This window comes from Actinomadura bangladeshensis, from assembly GCF_004348335.1.
Classification (GTDB): Bacteria; Actinomycetota; Actinomycetes; order Streptosporangiales; family Streptosporangiaceae; genus Spirillospora; species Spirillospora bangladeshensis.
Map to the genome: position 1 here is coordinate 1 of NZ_SMJW01000167.1, position 18,323 is coordinate 18,323.

The following is an 18,323-nucleotide window of genomic DNA, read 5'->3' on the forward strand; positions in this document are numbered from 1 at the left end:
CCCCGGGCGGGGTGGGCTGGGCGTCCCGCGCGGCGGCGTAGATGGCGCGCAGCGTCACCGCCACCGACGGCCTGCGGACGCTCGCGGTGCGGGTGACGGCGTACACCTCGCGGGCGAGCGTGCACTCGGGGATCCGCCGGACCGCCACGCCCCGGTCGCCGGCAGCGAGCGCCAGCGCGGGCACCGCGGTGATGCCGATGCCGCGCGCCACCAGGCTCAGGATCGTGTGCAGCCCCTCGAACTCCCACGGCACGGGGCGGGCGCCGCCGACGGTGTCCAGCAGGCGCTCGACGGCCTGCCGGGACGGCTCGCCGGGCGGCGCCGCCATCCACGGCTCGTCCCGGAGCCGCTCCAGGTCGACCGGCCGGTCCGGATCCGACATCGGATGCGCCTCGGGCACGACCAGGACCAGCGGATCGCGGCGCAGGTGGAAGAACTCCAGCGCGGCGGGCGCCTGGTCGGGGACCTTGCCCGTCCAGTCGTCGATCAGCGCGATGTCGACCTCGCCGCTCTGCACCTGGCGGATCCCGGTGCCGGGGGCGGTCTGCCGCAGCACGAACGTGAGCCCGGGGTGCTCGCCCAGGCTGCGCGCCAGCGCGGGGGCGAAGGCGACGGCGGCGGTCGGGAACGCGGTCACCACGACCCGCCCCGAGGGCGCGCCTGCCTGCGCCGACAGCTCCGCCTCCGCCGTCTCGACCAGGCCGAGGATCTCCTGGGCGCGCTCGGCGAGGCGGCGTCCCGCGTCGGTCAGCTCCGCGCTGCGGGCGGTGCGGTCCAGCAGCGGGACGTGGGCCTCGCGTTCCAGGGCGGCCAGCTGCTGGGAGACCGCCGAGGGGGTGTAGCCGAGGGCGGCCGCGGTCGCCGCGATGCTGCCGCGGCGGGCGAATTCGGCGAGCAACCGCAGCCTGCGCAGTTCGAGCATCAGAACATCTTACGGTAACCATCGATGAGACTCGCTTGTAATGATGCTTGCAGCGGGCAAGAGTGAAGCGAGCCCGGCCGGGTCGCACACGGGGATTCCACGGTCACCCACCGTTATCTCGCCATGCCCTTTGGAGCATTGATGCCTGCCCAGAATGAGTCCGCATCCGTCCGGCCGCTGTCGTTCGCGCCGCGCCCGGTTCCCCTGTCGGCGACCCTCGCGGTCAACGAGGCGATCGCCCGCAAGCGCCGGGAGGGCGAGCGCGTGCTGCCCCTCGGCTTCGGGGAGGCGGGGATCCCGATCCATCCCGCGCTGACCCGCGAGCTGGAGTCGGCCGCCGGGCGCGGCGCCTACGGCCCGGTCGCCGGGTCGGCCGCGCTGCGCGCCGCCGCCGCCGGGTACTGGGCGCGGCGCGGGCTGCCCACCGACCCGTCCGCGGTCGTGGCCGGGCCCGGCAGCAAGCCGCTGCTGTTCGCGCTGCTGACCTCGCTCGGCGGCGACGTCGTTGTGGCGGCGCCGAGCTGGGTGAGCTACGCGGCGCAGGCGTCGCTGGCGGGCGCGGCGCCGATCCGGGTGGCGACCCCGCCGGGCGAGGGCGGCGTGCCGAGCCCGGCGCTGCTGGCCGACGCCGTGGTGCGGGCCCGCGCGCGGGGCCGCGTCGTCCGCACGGTCGTGGTGACGCTGCCCGACAACCCGACGGGGACGCTGGCGTCGGAGGAGACGGTCCGGAAGCTGTGCGCGGTCGCGCGTGAGCACGACCTCGTGATCGTTTCCGATGAGATCTACCGCGACCTGGTGCACGAGCCGGGCCGGACCGTGCCGAGCCCGGCCCGGTACGCGCCGGAGCGGACCGTGGTGACGACCGCGCTGAGCAAGAGCCTCGCCGCGGGCGGCTGGCGGCTCGGCGTCGCGCGGCTGCCGGACGGGCCGTTCGGCCGCGCGCTGCGCGACAGCCTGCTCGGGGTGGCGAGCGAGATCTGGTCGAGCGCCCCCGCCCCGATGCAGCACGCCGCCGCCTACGCCTTCGCCGAGCCGCCCGAACTGGTCGAGCACGTCGACCGCAGCCGGCGGCTGCACGCCGCGGTCACCGGCGCGGTCGCCGACCGGTTCGCCGCCGCGGGCGCGCGGGTCCGGCGGCCGGAGGCGGCCTTCTACGTCTACCCCGACTTCGGGCCGCTGCGGGACGTGCTGGCGGAGCACCACGGCGTCCGCACGGCCGCCGACCTCACCGGCCTGCTGCTGGAGCGGTACGGGATCGGCGTCCTGCCCGGCAGCTCGTTCGGCGACGCGCCCTCGGCGCTGCGCATGCGGGTGGCGCCGAGCCTGCTCTACGGGGAGGACGACGAGCAGCGCCGCGCCGCCCTGGCCTCCCCCGCGCCCGCGGCGCTGCCGTGGATCGCGGACGCCCTGGACCGGCTGAGCGAGGCCCTCGCGGACCTGGCCGTGAGCGTCACCGCGAGCGAACCGGCCCTCGCGTAACCGTCCTCCGGCCCCGCCCGCCGCCGACCGGTCAACGAGCTCCGCTCGCGCCGCGCGGATGCCGCGGGCCGCCCTTCGCAGGGGCGGTCCGCGGCCCGCTGCGTGAAGGGCCGGGCGCGCTGCGTGACCCCGGCCGGGAGCGGCCGGGATCGGCCGCGGGGAGGTTCTCCGCCCGGTCCGACCGGCGCTGATAAGCGTGGTGTAAGGTCCAACGACGCACGGGGCGAACGTCACCAAACGACCAGCGGCAGGGCCATGCGCGCCCGGTCCGTCCCGCCCGTGCCGAAGCCAGGACGAGCGCGAAGTCACGCGAGTGGTGAAAGAAGGCGAGGGGGCCCGTCATGAGGCATGCACGGGACGGGGCTGCCGCGGCGATGAGCGCCGCCTCCAGGATTCTGGTCGCGCGGGGCAAGAACGAGCCGCAGGAGATGGAGAACCCCGACGTCGCCTGGGGCCAGCGGGCCCGTGACGGGGTGTGGGTGCCGACCAGGGACGGGCAGCGCATCCACCTCGGCATCGACTTCACCGCGGCCGACACGGTCGCGCAGGTGCTGCGCCCCAGCCTGCGGGTGTTCGTCGGCGTGGACGTCGACACCGACATCGTCGCGCAGACGACGGCCGGCGGGGTGCGGCTGCTCACGGTGATCCACGGCCCGGACGCCCCCTCGGAGTTCCGGTTCACCGTGTCCCTCGCCGACGGCCTGGTGCTGGAGTCGATGCCGTCCGGCGGCTACGACGTCGTCCACCTGCGCTACGGCGCCACCGTGGGCCGGCTCTACAACCCCTGGGCGAGCGACTCGATGTTCCGCCAGGTCAAAGCCGACTACACGCTGGACGGAACGGCCGTCACGATGCGCGTCCAGCACACCGACGCCTACTACCCGGTCGTCGCCGACCCGCATTACGAGCGCTGACTCCGCACGGCGGCGGGGGCGCCGGGCGCGCGGCCTCCGGTGGAACGTTCCGGCCGGAGCGGGCCACCGGACGCGCCGACGCGTCCCGCCGGGGCGGGCCCCGGCGGGCGGCACCCTCGGCATAGGGTGGGGCCACGGGCCGCGTTCCGGCCCCGGCGACGGAGCCGGGAGCACGACCGCCCCGGTCCCCCGAGACTGGAGTCATCGTGATCTTCACTCATGACACCGAGCACGCCCTCGCCGTCGTCGTCGACCTGATCAACACCGGCGCGGCCACCTCCGGCGCCGAGGAGCTCGGCGGGCTGGACGGCCTGCGCGCGTTCGTCGACCGCAACGCCTTCAGCGACGTCGGCGCGCTCAGCGAGGCCGACCTGCTCCGGGTGCTGGACCTGCGGGCCCGGTTCCACGAGGTGTTCCGGGCCGGCGACGTGCCGTCCGCCGTCCGCCGGATCAACGCGATCGTGGGCGAGGTCCGCACCACCCCGCACCTGACCGACCACGACGGCTACGACTGGCACGTGCACTTCTTCGCGCCGGGCGCGCCGCTCGGGGAGCACCTGGCCGCCGACTGCGGGATGGCGCTGGCCTACGTGGTGGCGGCGGGCGAGCTGGACCGGCTGCGCACCTGCGAGGCGCCGGACTGCGCGCGCGTCCTGGTCGACCTGTCCCGCAACCGCTGCCGCCGCTACTGCGACAGCCGCACCTGCGGCAACCGCATGCACGTCGCCGCCTACCGGGCCCGCCAGCGCGAGGCCGCCCACTAGGAGGCGGCGCCCCCGTCCGTCACCGCGGCGACCGCGTCCAGGGCGCGGCGGGCGGCGGCCGCGTCGTGGACGCGGAAGACGCGGGCGCCGAGCAGCGCGGACACGCCGAGGACGGCCATGGTGCCGACGCCGCGCTTGTCGACGGGGCGGCCGAGCGTCTCGCCGATGAAGTCCTTGTTGGACACCGCGACCAGTACCGGCCACCCGGTGGCGGTCAGCTCGCCGAGCCGGCGGGTGATCTCCAGCGACTGGCGGGTGTTCTTGCCGAAGTCGTGGGCGGGGTCGATGAGGATCGCGTCGCGCCGCACCCCGAGCGCGGCGGCCCGCTCGGCCTCGCCGGTGATGTGGGCGACGACGTCCGCGACGACGTCGCCGTAGCCGATCCGGTGCGGCCGGGTGCGCGGGTCGAGGGGCCCGGCGTGCGCGCAGACCAGCCCGATGCCGTGCGCGGCGGCGACCTCGGCCAGGCGCGGGTCCGGCCCGCCCCAGGTGTCGTTCAGCAGGTCGGCGCCGGCGGCGGCGACCGCCTCGCCGACCTCGGCGCGCCAGGTGTCGACGCTGATCACGACGCGGGGGTGCCGCTCGCGGACGGCGGCGACGAGGTCCACCACCCGGCGCAGCTCCTCCGCGACGCCGACGTCCTCGCCGGGGCCGGCCTTCACCCCGCCGATGTCGACGATGTCGGCGCCGGCCGCGACGGCCCGGTCGACGGCGTCCAGGGCGGCGCCGAAGCCGAAGGTGGCGCCCCTGTCGTAGAAGGAGTCGGGCGTGCGGTTCACCACCGCCATGATCGCGCGCGGGCCGATGTCGCGGCCGTTCAGCCGCAGCGGCGGCGCGTCCGGAGAGCTCATGATGGCTCTCACCGTGGCACAGCGGCGCCGCGGCGGGCGAACCAGAAGTGAATTCGGTTCAAACGGAGCCCTCCCTCGTCATCGTCGCGTCGTGGTCGGTAATCTCATATTTCACGCCTACCCCGGGTTCACCCGCGGTGGGCCCCGCATCGACCTATTTCAGCCATGGAGGATCCGCTGTCCAGGCGAGCACTCATCACCGGCATCACCGGACAGGACGGCTCGTATCTGGCCGAGCATCTGCTTGAGCTGGGATACGAGGTCTGGGGCCTGGTGCGGGGGCAGGCGAACCCGCACGTGTCGCGGCTGCGCAAGCACATCGGCGACGTGCAGATCACCACCGGCGACCTGCTGGATCAGGGCAGCCTGATCTCGGCGGTGGAGCGGGTGCAGCCCGACGAGGTCTACAACCTGGGCGCGATCTCCTACGTCCCCATGTCGTGGCAGCAGGCCGAGCTCACCGCCGAGGTCACCGGCATGGGCGTGCTGCGGATGCTGGAGGCGATCCGCGTGGTGTCGGGCATCAGCCCGTCCCGGACGCCGGACCGCGAGCAGATCCGCTTCTACCAGGCGTCGTCGTCGGAGATGTTCGGGATGGTCCGGGAGACCCCGCAGAACGAGCGGACCCCGTTCCACCCCCGCAGCCCCTACGGGGTCGCCAAGAGCTACGGGCACTACATCACGCAGAACTACCGCGAGTCCTACGGGATGTTCGCGGTCAGCGGGATCCTGTTCAACCACGAGTCGCCGCGCCGCGGCGCCGAGTTCGTCACCCGGAAGGTCTCGCTGGGCGCGGCGCGCATCAAGCTGGGCCTGGCCCAGGAGCTGCGCCTCGGCAACCTGGACGCGCGGCGCGACTGGGGCTACGCGGGCGACTACGCCCGCGCGATGCGGCTGATGCTCGCCCAGGACTCCCCCGAGGACTACGTCATCGGAACGGGCCAAACGCAGTCGGTGCGGGAGCTGGTGGAGTTCGCGTTCCGCACGGCGGGCCTCAACTGGGAGGACCACGTCGTCCTGGACGCCAAGTACACGCGCCCGGCCGAGGTCGACCTGCTGTGCGCCGACCCGAAGAAGGCCCGCGAGCAGCTCGGCTGGGAGCCGGAGATCACGTTCGAGGGCCTGGTGACGATGATGGTCGAGTCGGACCTGCGGCTGCTGTCGGAGTCCGCCCGCCCCGAGGACGAGCCGTTCAGCCCCGACCATTGGTGATCCCCTGACCGTCCGCGTGGCACCATGCGCATATGGGCATTTGTGAGCACGTGCAATCCCTTCCGGCGACCGATCCGGCGCCCGGCACCCCGCAGGGATGCCAGGAGTGCCTTGAGGAGGGGACGCGGTGGGTGCACCTGCGGCTGTGCCTCGGCTGCGGGCATGTGGGCTGCTGCGACTCCTCCCCCATGCGGCACGCCTCCGCGCACTTCCGCAAGGAGGGGCATCCGATCGTCCGCTCGTTCGAACCGGATGAGGACTGGCGCTGGTGCTTCGTCGATGAACTGATCGTCTGATGCCGGACGTCCCGCTGCGCAGCGGGCCGGGGCGGTGGATCCTGCTCGCGACCGTGCTCGGGTCGGGCGTGGCGCTGCTCGACTCCACGGTCGTGAACGTGGCGCTGCCCGCCCTCGGGCGGGACCTGCGGGCCGACATGTCCGGCCTGCAGTGGACGATCAACGCCTACACGCTGACGCTCGCCGGGTTCATCCTGCTCGGCGGGTCGCTCGGCGACCGGTTCGGGCGCCGCCGGGTGTTCCTCATCGGCGTCGTGTGGTTCGCCGCGGCGTCCGTGCTGTGCGGGCTCGCGCTGAACATCGAGATGCTGATCGTGTCGCGGGCGCTGCAGGGCGTCGGCGGGGCGCTGCTCACGCCGGGGTCCCTGGCGATCATCCAGTCGTCGTTCGCCCCCGACGACCGGCCGCGCGCGGTCGGCGCCTGGTCGGGCCTCGGCGGGGTCGCGGCGGCGATCGGCCCGTTCGCGGGCGGCTGGCTCGTGGAGGCGGCCGGGTGGCGGTGGGTGTTCCTGCTGAACGTGCCGCTGGCCGCCCTGGTGGTGCTGGTGTCGCTCCGGCACGTCCCGGAGAGCGCCGACCCGGACGCCCGCGGGCGGTTCGACGTGCTCGGCGCGGCGCTGGCGGCGCTGGCGCTGGCCGGGACGACGTACGCGCTCACCGAGGCGCCGGGCGGCAACGCCGCGCCGCCGGTGATCGGCGCCGCGGCCGTGCTGGGCCTGGCGGCCGCCGCCGCGTTCGTACTGGTCGAGCGGATGCGCGGCAAGGGAAGGTACCTGCCGGGCGCGCGGCGCGGGCGCGCCGGCGCGGGTGCGGCGCCGCAGCCGATGCTGCCGCTCGGCGTGTTCGCCTCGCGGCAGTTCTCCGCGGTCAACGTCGTCACGTTCCTGATGTACGGCGGGATGGGCGTGCTGTTCTTCCTGTTCGTGCTGAACCTCCAGGTGGTGGGCGGGTTCTCGCCGGTGGCGGCGGGGGCGGCGCTGCTGCCGGTGACCGTGCTGATGCTGCTGCTGTCCGCGCGGGCGGGCGCGCTCGCGCAGAAGATCGGGCCGCGGCTGCCGATGACCGCGGGGCTGCTGGTGGCCGCCGGCGGGATGCTGCTCGTCGGCCGGATCGGGCCGGACGCCTCCTACGTGCGGGAGGTGCTGCCCGCCGTGGTGGTGTTCGGGCTCGGCCTGTCGGCGGTGGTCGCGCCGCTCACCGCGACCGTCCTCGCCACCGCCGACGCCCGGCACGCGGGCGTGGCCAGCGGCATCAACAACGCGGTGGCGCGGGCCGCCGGGCTGCTTGCGGTCGCGGCGATCCCGCCGCTGGCCGGGCTGACCGGCGACGCCTTCGAGGACGCGGCGGCCTTCTCCGGCGGGTACTGGACGGCGATGGCGGCGTCCGCCGTGCTCCTCGTCGGCGGGGCCGTGCTGACCTTCTTCACCGTCCACGGCGACGCGCTGCGCACCCCGTCCGGGGCGGCGGTCCGGCCGGAGTGCCGGAGCCACTGCGCCGTCGGCGCGCCGCCGCTGCAACCGGAGCCGGACACCGTCGCGCCCGCCGCCGGCCCGGCGTCCGGACCGGCGCCGGGGCCGCGCGGCTGACCGGCCCCGGCCGAATCCTCGGGCCGATTCCGGCTATGTCCAGGACCGGAGCGGTTCGGTGGCATACGGTCGGCACATGAATCTGCGGCAGCTGCGCTATGTCGTGGCGACCGCCGACCACGGCACGATGACGTCGGCGGCCCAGGCTCTCTACGTGGCTCAGCCCGCGCTGTCGCGGGCGGTGCGCGAGCTGGAACGCGAACTCGGCGTCGAGCTGTTCGCCCGGTCGGGCCGCGGCGTCGTCCTCACCCCGGTCGGCGAGCAGGTCGTCCGGCAGGCCCGGGTCGCGCTGGACGCCGTCGAGGCGATCGAGGGGCTGTCGGTCGCCCGCGCGAACGGGCGCGGCGCGGAGCTGCGCATCGCGGTCACCGCGTCGCTGGAGCCGGAGCTGACCGGGCGGCTGGTCCCCCGCTTCGCCCGCCACCAGCCCACCGCCCGGGTCCGGGTGGTCCGCTGCGAGGACCGCGACCAGGTCGCGGCGGCGCTGCGCGCGGGCCGCGCCGACCTCGCGCTCACCGACCTGCCCGTCCCCGGCGACATGTCCGCGCATCCGTTCGAGCAGCGCGAGGTGGTGCTGGTCTCGCCGCCTGCGCTGCGGGTCCGCGAGCCGGTGCCGCCCGCCGCGCTGGACGGCATGCGACTCGTCCTGCCGTCCCGCGGCACCGCCCTGCGCGCCGAGATCGACGCCGTGCTGCGCCGCGTCGGCGCCACCCCGGTCGCCGCGGTGGAGTCCGACGAGCGGGGCGCGTGGCTCGGCTGGGTCCGCGCCGGGATGGGCTCCCTGCTGTGGTACCGCAACCAGATCGAGGACACCGAGGGCGTGGCGGTCCGCTCGTTCCTGCCGCCGATCACCCGCATGATCGGGCTCGTGCACGCGCACCGCCGGCTGCCGCCCGCCGCCCGCGACTTCCTGGCCTTCGCCAAGGAGACCGGGCGCGACGCCCACTGACCCGGGGGGGACGGGCGGCGTCCCCGCGACGGCTCGGCCGGACCGGCCGTCACGTTCCTGTCATGTCATGATCTGGCGAGTGGAGACGACGCACGCGCTCTGGCTGCTGGCCGTACCGGTGGGGGCTCTGATGGTGGCCGCGGGGGCGCGGCGCATCGGGCTGCCGTCGCCGCTGATCCTGGTGATCGCGGGGCTGGGCGTCTCGTACGTCCCGGGGATCCCCGAGTTCGAGCTGAACCCCGAGTTCGTCCTGTTCGTGTTCCTGCCGCCGCTGCTGTTCGCGGCGGCCTGGCAGAGCTCGTTCGCCGGCATGCGCGAGAACGCCTGGTCGATCGGCCTGCTGTCGGTGGGGCTGGTGCTGTTCACCACGTTCGCCGTGGGCTACGCGGCCCACCTGCTCGTCCCCGGGCTGCCGCTGTCGGCGGCGTTCGTGCTCGGCGCGATCGTGGCGCCGCCGGACGCGGTCGCGGCGGTGAGCGTCGCGCAGCGGCTCGGGCTGCCGCGCCGGACGGTGACGGTGCTGGTCGGGGAGAGCCTGTTCAACGACGCGACGGCGCTGACGGCGTTCCGGGTGGCGCTGCTGGCGGCGACGGGCGCCGGGTTCACGCCGGCGGAGGGGGTCGGGCGGTTCGCGTTCGCCGCCGCCGCGGGCGCGGCCGTCGGGCTGCTGCTCGGCCCGCCGCTGCACTGGCTGCGGACCCGGCTGCACGACCCGCTGGTGGAGAACGGCGCCGCGCTGGTCGCGCCGTTCGCGGCCTACCTGATCGCCGAGTCCGTGCACGCCTCCGGGGTGATCGCCGTGGTGGTCAGCGGGCTGTACCTCGGGCACCGCGCCACCGAGTCGGCGGCGGTGACCCGGCTGATCGGCCGCTCGTTCTGGAAGGTCATGGTCTTCCTGCTGGAGTCGGTGGTCTTCCTGCTGATCGGGCTGCAGGTGCGCCCGGTGCTGCACGGCCTGTCGGAGCGGAGCTGGCAGCAGCTGGCCTGGTGGGCGGTCGCGGTCTTCGCGGTGACCGTGGCGGCGCGGTTCGTGTGGGTGTTCCCCGCCTCGCGGATCCCCCGGCTGCTGTCCAGGCGGGAGCGGGCGCGGGAGGACCACGGGTGGCGGGGGCTGACGGTGGTGTCGTGGGCGGGGATGCGCGGGGTCGTGTCGCTCGCCGCCGCGTTCGCGATCCCGTTCACCGCGTCCGGCGAGCCGTTCCCGGGCCGCGACCTGATCCTGTTCCTGACGTTCACGACCGTCCTCGGGACGCTGCTCGTGCAGGGGCTGACGTTCCCGGCGCTGATCCGCCTGCTGCGCATCGGCGGGGCGCGGGAGCGCTACACCGACACCGTCGCGGAGGCGGGGGCGCAGCACGCGGCGGCGCGGGCGGCGCTGGAGCGGCTGGAGGAGCTGAACGCCGCGGAGAGCCTGGACGAGTCGGTGGTCGAGCGGCTCCGCCAGCTCGCCGAGCACCGGCGGCTGCGCGCCTGGGAGCGGCTCGGCGGCGGGACGGGCCCGGCCGGCGAGGAGGTGCCGACCGCGACGTACCGGCGGCTGCGGCGGGAGATGCTGGCGGCCGAGCGGCAGGTGTTCGTCCGCCTCCGGGACGAGCGCCGCATCGACGACGAGGTCCTCACCCGCGTCATGCACGAGTTGGACCTGGAGGAGGTCGCGCTCGACCGCGACTAGGCGCCCCGGCCACGGGGTCACCGCGGCCGGGGCTCGGGTCCGGTCAGGACGACCCGTTGAGGCGCTGCTCGGGCAGCTCGACGGCGTAGGACTCCTTCACCACGTCCAGGTGGTGCCAGGACTCCCGGACCGTCGCGCCGGGCACGGACCTTATGGCGTCGAGCACGGCCACCAGCTCGGCGCGGGAGGCCGCCTCGGCCTGCCCGACGATGTCGTAGCGGCCGAACCCGGTCGCCAGGTAGCGGACGCCGTCCTGGGCGGCCACCGCCTCCGCGACCTTGCGCAGCCCGCCGGTCACCACCAGGCCGAACCCGCCGAGCTCGGCGGCGCCGAGCGCGAGCGGGTCGGCCAGCCCGGTGACCTGGATGACGCCGGTGCGCATCAGCCTGACCACCCGGGCGCGGGTGGCGGCCTGCGACAGGCCGATGACCTGCGCGAGCCGGGTGTAGGGGGCGCGCCCGTCCCGCTGCAGCTCGTGCAGCAGCCGCCAGTCGATGTCGTCGAGGCTGACCTCGCCGAGCTCGCGCACCACCGCGTGCTTGTCGCGCACGGTGGACACCGACCGGAACACTTCCGCCGCGCGCACGCCGGGGATGGAGCGGATCGCGTCCACCTCGGCCGCGAGCGCGGCGTCGTCGCGGGTGCGCACCTGCGCGACCAGGTCGTACGGGCCGGCGATCAGCGCGCTGAAGCTGACGGCGGGCCGCTCGGCGACGGCCGCGGCCGCCTCCCGGGCGGAGCCGTCCACGGTGAGCGAGACGTGCCCGATCGCCTCCGCGCCCACGACGGCGGCGTGCACGATGCCGACGACGCGGACGACCTGGGTTTCGAGAAGGTGCTGCACCCGTGCCCGCACGGCCGTGCGGGAAAGCCCGACGCGATCGGCCAGCGCCTGGAACGTCGCCCTGCCATCCCGCTGGAGCTCGCGGACGAGCACGGCGTCGACCGCATCCAGCACGGCTCTCCTCCTCGACGTGTCATGAATCGGTTTGTCGGCAACTGCAAGATCATTCCATTTCAGGACGGTTAGACGTCAAATATTGATCTTGCTCGTGTTCGCCATGCCCGGCGGCCGTCGAAGCGTCGGCGGCCGGTGCGGCCCGGCGACGTTTCGGGCGCCGCGAAAACCGCTGCGGCAGCGCAACGCTGCCGGTCCCGGTACGGCGCGCATGGCGGGCGCCCGCCGGGCGGCGGGCGCGGCGGGTGGCGCCGGCCGCCGCGGCGCCCGCGCCGGGGCGCGCCGGACCCGCGGGCGGCGCGCGCGCCGCGCGGCCGGAGGGGCGCGCGGCGGGGACGGCGGGCACGGCCGACCGGGCTCAAGTGCGTGGGCTGCATGCGCTTCTCCCGGTGTTCTGCTGTCACGCCCCTTACGGCGGGTCCGCCGTCCGCGTGAGACACATGTAAAAAAAGTGCATCGTGGGCGCAGTTACGTCAAGAGGTAACTTTACAGAGAGCCAAGCCCCACGTTGCACCGTTTTCGACCGGGTCCGCCGATTCATTTTCGTTATGCCTGGAAGAAGGCCGGAACATCGCCGCGGAACGGCCGGTCGCGCCCCCGGGACACAGGGTCATCACCCCTGGGTAGGGGCTCGCGGCCCGCCTCCGCCGCGGGTGCGGCCGCACCATCCCCGGGTATGGCCGACAATGTACGGTGGCCCAGCCACTCAGAACCGCGATTGGTGTGTTGTACAGCCGTGCACCTGCTGAACGGTGAGCGCTCCGCTCACGACCTCACCTACAACGACGTCTTCATGGTCCCCCGCCGCTCCCCGGTCGGGTCGCGCCTGGACGTCGACCTGTCGACCTCCGACGGCAGCGGGACGACGATCCCGCTGGTGGTCGCGAACATGACGGCCGTGTCCGGCCGCCGGATGGCCGAGACCGTCGCCCGGCGCGGCGCGATCGCGGTGCTCCCGCAGGACATCCCGGCCGAGGTGGTGGCCGAGGTCATCGGCTGGGTGAAGGGGCGCGACCTGGTCGTGGACACCCCGATCCGGCTGGACCCGGGCAGCACCGCCGGGGACGCCCTCGCGCTGCTGCCGAAGCGGGCGCACAACGCCGTGATCGTCGTCGAGGACGACCGGCCGGTGGGCGTGGTCACCGAGGCCGACTGCCAGGGCGTCGACCGGTTCGCCCAGCTCCGCGACATCATGTCCCGCGACCTCGTGACGGTCCCGGCCGGCGTGGACCCGCGCGAGGCGTTCGACCGCCTGCACGAGCGCGGCCACCGGCTCGCGCCCGTCGTGGACGCCTCCGGCCGCCTCGCGGGCGTGCTCACCCGCACCGGCGCGCTGCGCGCCACCCTCTACCAGCCCGCCGTCGACGCGGCCGGGCGGCTGCGGATCGCCGCGGCGGTCGGCGTGAACGGCGACGTCGCCGGGAAGGCCAAGGCGCTGCTGGAGGCGGGCGCCGACCTGATCGTCGTGGACACCGCGCACGGCCACCAGGACAAGATGATGAGCGCGCTCGCCGCCGTCCGCGGCCTGGACCCGGCCGTCCCGATCGTGGCGGGGAACGTGGTGACCGCCGAGGGCACCCGCGACCTGATCGAGGCGGGCGCCGACATCGTCAAGGTCGGCGTGGGGCCCGGCGCGATGTGCACGACCCGGATGATGACCGGGGTGGGGCGCCCGCAGTTCTCCGCCGTCCTGGAGTGCGCCGCCGAAGCGCGCCGGCTCGGCCGGCACGTGTGGGCGGACGGCGGCGTCCGGCACCCCCGCGACGTGGCCCTCGCGCTCGCGGCGGGCGCCGCGAACGTGATGGTCGGGTCCTGGTTCGCCGGCACCTACGAGTCGCCGGGCGACCTGCAGCGCGCCGCCGACGGGCGGCTGTACAAGGAGAGCTTCGGGATGGCCTCGGCGCGGGCCGTGCGGCTGCGCACCGCCGAGGACTCCCCGTTCGACCGGGCGCGCAAGGCGCTGTTCGAGGAGGGCATCTCCACGTCCCGCATGTTCCTGGACCCGCGGCGGCCGGGCGTGGAGGACCTGATCGACCAGATCGTGGCGGGCCTGCGCAGCTCGTGCACCTACGCGGGCGCGCGCACGCTGGAGGAGTTCCACGAGCGGGCGACGGTCGGGATCCAGAACCCGTCCGGATACGCCGAGGGAATGCCGCTGTCCACGAGCTGGTGACGCCGCCGGCCCGGGGCCGATCGGCGCCGGGCCGGCGCCGGTCGGCGCCGGGCTCCCCAAAACGGGGCCCGATTCCCTATCCTGATCATCAGCTGTCCCAGAGGCGGCACCCGCTCGCATGCGGTCGACTCCCACGCAACCTTTGCCCGGTTCCGCGCGTCCATCATGTGAGCCGGGGCTTAAATCACCGTGGGTGGGAATCGGAGCGTACATGGGTCGGTCGTCGAGTCGACATGCGCCGGAGAGAGACCGAGACGGTTCTTCCGGAGGCGCGCGGGGTCTCCCGCGCGCGCTCGCGCTGACCCTCGCGTCCGCATTCGTGTGGGGCGTCGCCCACTTCGTCACCGGCCGCCGGATCGCCGGCTCCCTGCTGCTCGCCCTGTACGTCGCGATCGCCGCCGCCGTCGCGGCGGCCGCCACCGTGTACCGCTCCGACCTGCTGCACCTCGCCGTCCAGCCGGACGTGCTGCAGCGCCTGTCCGCGGGGCTGGTCGCGCTGGGCGCGGTGTGGGTCCTCGTCGTGATCCGCTCGTACCAGATCCTGCGGCCGCTGCGGATGCCGATCAGCGCCAGGGCGCTCGGCGCCGCGGCCGTCGCGGTGATGTGCTTCGCCGTCGGGGTCCCGGTGGCGTGGTCGGCGCACAGCACCTACGTCTACCGCGACGCGCTGACGAGCATCTTCCGCACCGGCAGCGAGAACGGCAGGCAGGTCGACACCGAGGACCCGTTCAACGGGCAGGCCCGCGTCAACATCCTGCTCCTCGGCGGCGACTCGGCCGCCGACCGCACCGGGGTGCGCACCGACAGCATGACGCTCGCCAGCGTGGACACCGAGACCGGCGACACGGTGCTGCTGAGCCTGCCGCGCAACCTGGAGCACTTCCCGATGCCGCCCGGCCCGGCCCGCGACCGGTTCCCCTACGGCTTCACCGGCGACGGCCCGCTGAACCCCGGCCTGCTGAACGAGGTGTACGAGTACGCCGAGCAGCACCCGGACGTGGTGCCGGGCGTCCCGAAGAACCACCGCGGCCCCGAGCTGCTGAAGGCCACCATCGCCGGCATCCTCGGGCTGCGCGTCGACTACTACATCCTCGTCGACATGTTCGGGTTCGCCGACATCGTCGACGCCATGGGCGGCGTCAAGATCAAGGTGACCGAGCCGATCCCGTACGGGCTGCAGGGCGCCGTCCTGCAGCCGGGCTACCGCACGCTGGACGGCAAGGAGGCCCTCTGGTACGGCCGCTCGCGCACCAACAGCAGCGACTACGTCCGGATGGGACGGCAGAAGTGCCTGATGCGCGCGATCGCCGAGCAGGCCGACCCGCAGACCGTCCTCACCAGCTTCGACAAGCTCGCCGCCGCCGCGAAGCGGACGCTGGCCACCGACATCCCGCAGGAACTGCTGCCCGCGCTGGTGAAGCTGTCGAACAAGGTCAAGGACGGCGCGGAGATCCGCAGCCTGCAGTTCGTGCCGCCGCTGATCTACTCGGGGAACCCCGACTTCACGCTGATCCGCAAGCTGGCGTCCGACGCGGTCAACAGCGACCCGCACGCGGTGAGCGCGCCGCCGAGCGGCGGGCAGAGCGGTTCGCCGAGCGCGTCCGCGAGCACGCCGGACAGCCCGTCCCCGGACGGTTCGCAGCCGCCGAAGCCGGACAGCAAGCCGGTGTCGCTGGAGGCCGCCTGCCCGTGATGGCCGGCGCCCGGCCGGTCCGGGTGGATCATAGAGGGAGACGACCTCTGCGGAAGGGCGGGTGAGGGGTGCCTCTGATCCAGGGCTGCGACGCCTTCCAGGTGGCGATGCCGCGCGGGCGGCGGCCGGAGAGCGTGCTCGTGCGGCTCGACGGCGGCGATGCGGTCGGCTGGGGCGAGATGCCCGTCGCCGCGAGGGCGTCGGGCTCGGCCTGGGCGGACATCGAGCAGCGGATGGGCCCCGCCCTCATCGGCCTCGACTGGGACCGGCCCGAGGACGTGTCCGCCGCCGCCGACCTCGGCGCCAGCGAGGCCGCCGCGGCCGTCGACACCGCCTGCTGGGACCTGTGGTGCCGGACGCGGGGCCTGCCGCTCGCGCACGCGCTCGGCGGCACCCGCACGTCCATCGTGACGGGCGCGCGGATCTCCCCCGAGCCGGCGCTGGACACGATCACGGCCCGCGTCAACAAGGCCGTTGGAGCGGGCCACACCCGCGTCACACTGGACATACGCCCCGGCTGGGACGTCGAGCCGGTGCGGGCGATCAGGCAGGCGTATCCGGCGCTGGCGCTCGTCGCGGACGCGGGGCACGGCTACACCGAGTCCCCCGGCCACCTGGCGGCGCTGGAGGCGCTGGACGCCTACGGCCTGGCGGCGCTGGAGCGCCCCTTCCCGGCCGGCGACCTCGCCGCGCACGCCCGGCTCCAGTCGCGGGTGGGCACCGCCGTGGCGCCGGCGGCCGGCGATCTGGAGGCGCTGGACGCGGCGCTGTCGCTGGACGCGGGCCGCGCCCTGCACCTGCGGCTGGACCGGCTCGGCGGGCTGACCGCGGCCCGCAGCGCTCACGACCTGGCGTACGCGGCGGGCTGGGACGTGTGGTGCAGCGGGACCGGCGCGTTCGGGATCGGGCAGGCCGCGGCGGTCGCGCTCGCGGCGCTGCCGGGCTGCACGCTGCCGAGCGACGTGTCGGATCCGGCGGGCGGCCCGGTGTTCGTGACGCCGCCGGTCCGCTCGTCCGGCGGCGTCGTCGGCGTCCCGCTCACCCAGCCGGGCCTCGGCCACGAGATCGACGAGGCGCGCATCGAGCGGCTCGCGACGCGGCGCATGCGCCTGGCGACGTGACCGCGGAGGTCGTCGCGGCGCCGGTGTGGGTGGTGGCGGGCCCGCCGGGCAGCGGCAAGACGACCGTGGCGGACCTGCTGCTGCGGCGGCTGCGCCCGGTGCCGGCACTGCTGGACAAGGACACGATGTACGGGCCGTTCGCGGCGGCGGCGCTGGCGGCGTCCGGCCGCGACCCGGGCGAGCGCGAAGGCCCCTGGTACGACGAGCACGTCAAGCGGCACGAGTACGCGGGGATGACCGCGACGGCGCGGGAGATCCGGTCGCACGGCTGCCCGGTGCTGCTGAGCGGGCCGTTCACCGGGCAGATCCGGGACGCGGCGCGCTGGGCGGAGTGGGCCGCGGAGCTGGGCGGGCCGCCCGTCCTGCTCGTCTGGATCCGGTCGGACGCGGTGACGCTCCGTCATCGCCTGGAGGGTCGCGGGTCGCCGCGCGACACCGCCAAACTGGCCGCCTTCGAGGCGTTCACGGCACGGATGCGCCCGGACGAGCCTCCCCCGGTGCCGCACATCGCCGTCGACAACCGCCGCACCGCGCCCGTGCCGCTCGAAGCCCAGCTGGACGCCCTGCTCGCCCCGCCCGCATGACGCCCGGCGGCGGCAGCCGGACGGCCGCCTCACGGTGCCTGCCGGCGGAGGTCGCGGGGACCTCCGCCGGCGGACCGGGCCGCACGGCGGCGGCCGGCGCGATCAGCTGTTGATGTTGATATTGGTGTTGACGTTCTCGTCGTGGTCGTGGTCGTGGTGGTGGTGACCGCAGCAGCCGCAGTCGCAGTGGTGCATGGCGGACGCCTGGACCGCGGGCGCGGCCGGCGCCGCCGACGCCGCGGCGGCCATGCCGAAGAACCCGGCGAGCGTCGTACCGGCCGCCAGGGCCAGGACCGAGAGAAGCCTGCGCATGATCGTTCCTTTCGCCTTCTCCGAATGCTTCCTCGGCGATCCTGCCCGGGCCACTACAGAGAGTAACTAGATCCCTACTCCAGGTAAGGCAAGCGATGGGGTGATCTTTGGGTCAGTACGACTTGGGAAGCCCCAGGGAGTGCTGCGCGACGAAGTTGAGGATCATCTCGCGGCTGACCGGGGCGATGCGCATCAGCCGGACGACACCGGCGAGCATCCCGACGCCGTACTCGGTGGTGAGGCCGTTGCCGCCGTGGGTCTGGATGGCCTGGTCGACGCAGTGGATCGCGGCCTCGGCGGTCGCGTACTTGGCCATGTTCGCGGCCTCGCCCGCGCCCATGTCGTCGCCCTCGTCGTACAGCCAGGCGGCCTTCTGCCCCATCAGCCGCGCCAGCTCCAGCTCGATCTTCGCGGCGGCGAGCGGGTGCGCGAGCCCCTGGTGGGCGCCGATCGGCGTCCTGAACACCTGCCGCTCCCTGGCGTAGCCGATCGCCTTGCCGAGGGCGAGGCGGCCGATGCCGGCGCCCATCGCGGACGCCATGATCCGCTCGGGGTTCAGGCCGGCGAACAGCTGGAGCAGGCCGCCGTCCTCGTCGCCGACGAGGGCGTCGTAGGGGAGCCGGACGTCGTCGAGGTGGCAGATGAACTGCTTCTCCGGCGACACGATCTCCATGTCGATGGGGGTGTAGGTGAAGCCGGGCGTGTCCGTCGGGACGATGAAGAGCGACGGGCGCAGGTTGCCCTTCTGGTCCTGGCTGCGGGAGACGAACAGGACCGCGTCGGACTCGTCCACGCCCGAGATGAACGTCTTCTGCCCTTTCAGCACCCACCCACCCG

At 74.5% G+C, this 18,323-nt stretch carries 17 protein-coding genes; 12 read left to right on the forward strand and 5 right to left on the reverse strand.

From position 1 onward, the window contains the following. The coding region (locus E1284_RS27250) for a LysR family transcriptional regulator (RefSeq protein ID WP_131943000.1) at positions 1–922 on the reverse strand (922 nt) is incomplete at its 3' end. A 141-nt stretch (positions 923–1,063) separates the two neighbouring features. Here E1284_RS27250 and E1284_RS27255 point away from each other — a divergent pair. The 3 genes from E1284_RS27255 (at position 1,064) to E1284_RS27265 (ending at position 4,079) form a co-directional block, all read left to right on the forward strand. Next, positions 1,064–2,401, forward strand: coding sequence for a pyridoxal phosphate-dependent aminotransferase (locus tag E1284_RS27255; RefSeq protein WP_131943001.1), 1,338 nt, complete (start codon positions 1,064–1,066; stop codon positions 2,399–2,401). Positions 2,402–2,742: 341 nt separating this feature from the next. Then, on the forward strand, positions 2,743–3,315 hold the full coding sequence (locus tag E1284_RS27260; protein ID WP_131943002.1) for a hypothetical protein: 573 nt from the start codon (positions 2,743–2,745) through the stop codon (positions 3,313–3,315). A gap of 206 nt (positions 3,316–3,521) precedes the next feature. Then, positions 3,522–4,079, forward strand: coding sequence for a CGNR zinc finger domain-containing protein (locus E1284_RS27265; RefSeq protein ID WP_131943003.1), 558 nt, complete (start codon positions 3,522–3,524; stop codon positions 4,077–4,079). Here E1284_RS27265 and folP read toward each other — a convergent pair. Then, positions 4,076–4,930: a dihydropteroate synthase gene (gene folP / locus E1284_RS27270; RefSeq protein WP_131943004.1), complete on the reverse strand. Its 855-nt coding sequence runs from the start codon at positions 4,928–4,930 to the stop codon at positions 4,076–4,078. The two genes, E1284_RS27265 and folP, sit on opposite strands and share 4 nt — an antisense overlap. Positions 4,931–5,107: 177 nt before the next feature. Here folP and E1284_RS27275 point away from each other — a divergent pair, with 177 nt between their 5' ends. From E1284_RS27275 to E1284_RS27295, 5 genes are all read left to right on the forward strand, one after another. Beyond that, positions 5,108–6,142, forward strand: coding sequence for a GDP-mannose 4,6-dehydratase (locus tag E1284_RS27275; RefSeq protein ID WP_131943016.1), 1,035 nt, complete (start codon positions 5,108–5,110; stop codon positions 6,140–6,142). Between the two features lie 32 nt (positions 6,143–6,174). After that, positions 6,175–6,438: a ubiquitin carboxyl-terminal hydrolase 14 gene (locus tag E1284_RS27280; protein ID WP_131943005.1), complete on the forward strand. Its 264-nt coding sequence runs from the start codon at positions 6,175–6,177 to the stop codon at positions 6,436–6,438. After that, positions 6,438–8,024 carry an MFS transporter gene (locus tag E1284_RS27285; RefSeq protein ID WP_131943006.1) on the forward strand — a complete coding sequence of 529 codons (1,587 nt, stop codon included), beginning with the start codon at positions 6,438–6,440 and terminating at the stop codon, positions 8,022–8,024. Before E1284_RS27280 ends, E1284_RS27285 begins: the two co-directional genes overlap by 1 nt. Positions 8,025–8,100: 76 nt before the next feature. Next, positions 8,101–8,973 (forward strand): LysR family transcriptional regulator, encoded by an 873-nt coding sequence (locus tag E1284_RS27290; RefSeq protein WP_131943007.1) that lies wholly within the window; start codon positions 8,101–8,103, stop codon positions 8,971–8,973. A 67-nt stretch (positions 8,974–9,040) separates the two neighbouring features. Then, complete coding sequence (locus E1284_RS27295; RefSeq protein WP_131943008.1) at positions 9,041–10,645, forward strand: Na+/H+ antiporter; 1,605 nt, start codon at positions 9,041–9,043, stop codon at positions 10,643–10,645. 43 nt (positions 10,646–10,688) lie between these two features. Here E1284_RS27295 and E1284_RS27300 read toward each other — a convergent pair whose 3' ends face one another. Then, positions 10,689–11,603 carry an Lrp/AsnC family transcriptional regulator gene (locus tag E1284_RS27300; protein WP_131943009.1) on the reverse strand — a complete coding sequence of 305 codons (915 nt, stop codon included), beginning with the start codon at positions 11,601–11,603 and terminating at the stop codon, positions 10,689–10,691. A gap of 736 nt (positions 11,604–12,339) precedes the next feature. On the opposite strand from E1284_RS27300, the gene E1284_RS27305 reads away from it, so the two are divergent. The 4 genes from E1284_RS27305 to E1284_RS27320 all read left to right on the forward strand — a co-directional run bounded on the left by E1284_RS27305 (position 12,340) and on the right by E1284_RS27320 (position 17,174). Next, on the forward strand, positions 12,340–13,776 hold the full coding sequence (locus E1284_RS27305; RefSeq protein WP_279433072.1) for a GuaB1 family IMP dehydrogenase-related protein: 1,437 nt from the start codon (positions 12,340–12,342) through the stop codon (positions 13,774–13,776). A 319-nt stretch (positions 13,777–14,095) separates the two neighbouring features. Continuing rightward, positions 14,096–15,469 (forward strand): LCP family protein, encoded by a 1,374-nt coding sequence (locus E1284_RS27310; RefSeq protein ID WP_243714771.1) that lies wholly within the window; start codon positions 14,096–14,098, stop codon positions 15,467–15,469. Between the two features lie 68 nt (positions 15,470–15,537). After that, a complete protein-coding gene (locus E1284_RS27315; RefSeq protein WP_131943012.1) occupies positions 15,538–16,590 on the forward strand; it encodes an enolase C-terminal domain-like protein in 1,053 nt (350 codons plus the stop codon). Continuing rightward, positions 16,587–17,174 carry a P-loop nucleotide/nucleoside kinase family protein gene (locus E1284_RS27320; protein WP_131943013.1) on the forward strand — a complete coding sequence of 196 codons (588 nt, stop codon included), beginning with the start codon at positions 16,587–16,589 and terminating at the stop codon, positions 17,172–17,174. The genes E1284_RS27315 and E1284_RS27320 overlap by 4 nt, the downstream gene beginning before the upstream one ends. Positions 17,175–17,276: 102 nt before the next feature. Here the strand turns inward: E1284_RS27320 and E1284_RS27325 are convergent, their stop codons facing one another. Both E1284_RS27325 and E1284_RS27330 read right to left on the reverse strand, forming a co-directional pair. Beyond that, the gene (locus E1284_RS27325) at positions 17,277–17,486 is read right to left on the reverse strand and encodes a hypothetical protein (protein ID WP_131943014.1); all 210 of its coding nucleotides are present in this window, start codon (positions 17,484–17,486) and stop codon (positions 17,277–17,279) included. A gap of 112 nt (positions 17,487–17,598) precedes the next feature. Beyond that, positions 17,599–18,323, reverse strand: a 725-nt coding sequence (locus E1284_RS27330) for an acyl-CoA dehydrogenase family protein (protein WP_131943015.1), incomplete at its 5' end; no start/stop codon positions are given.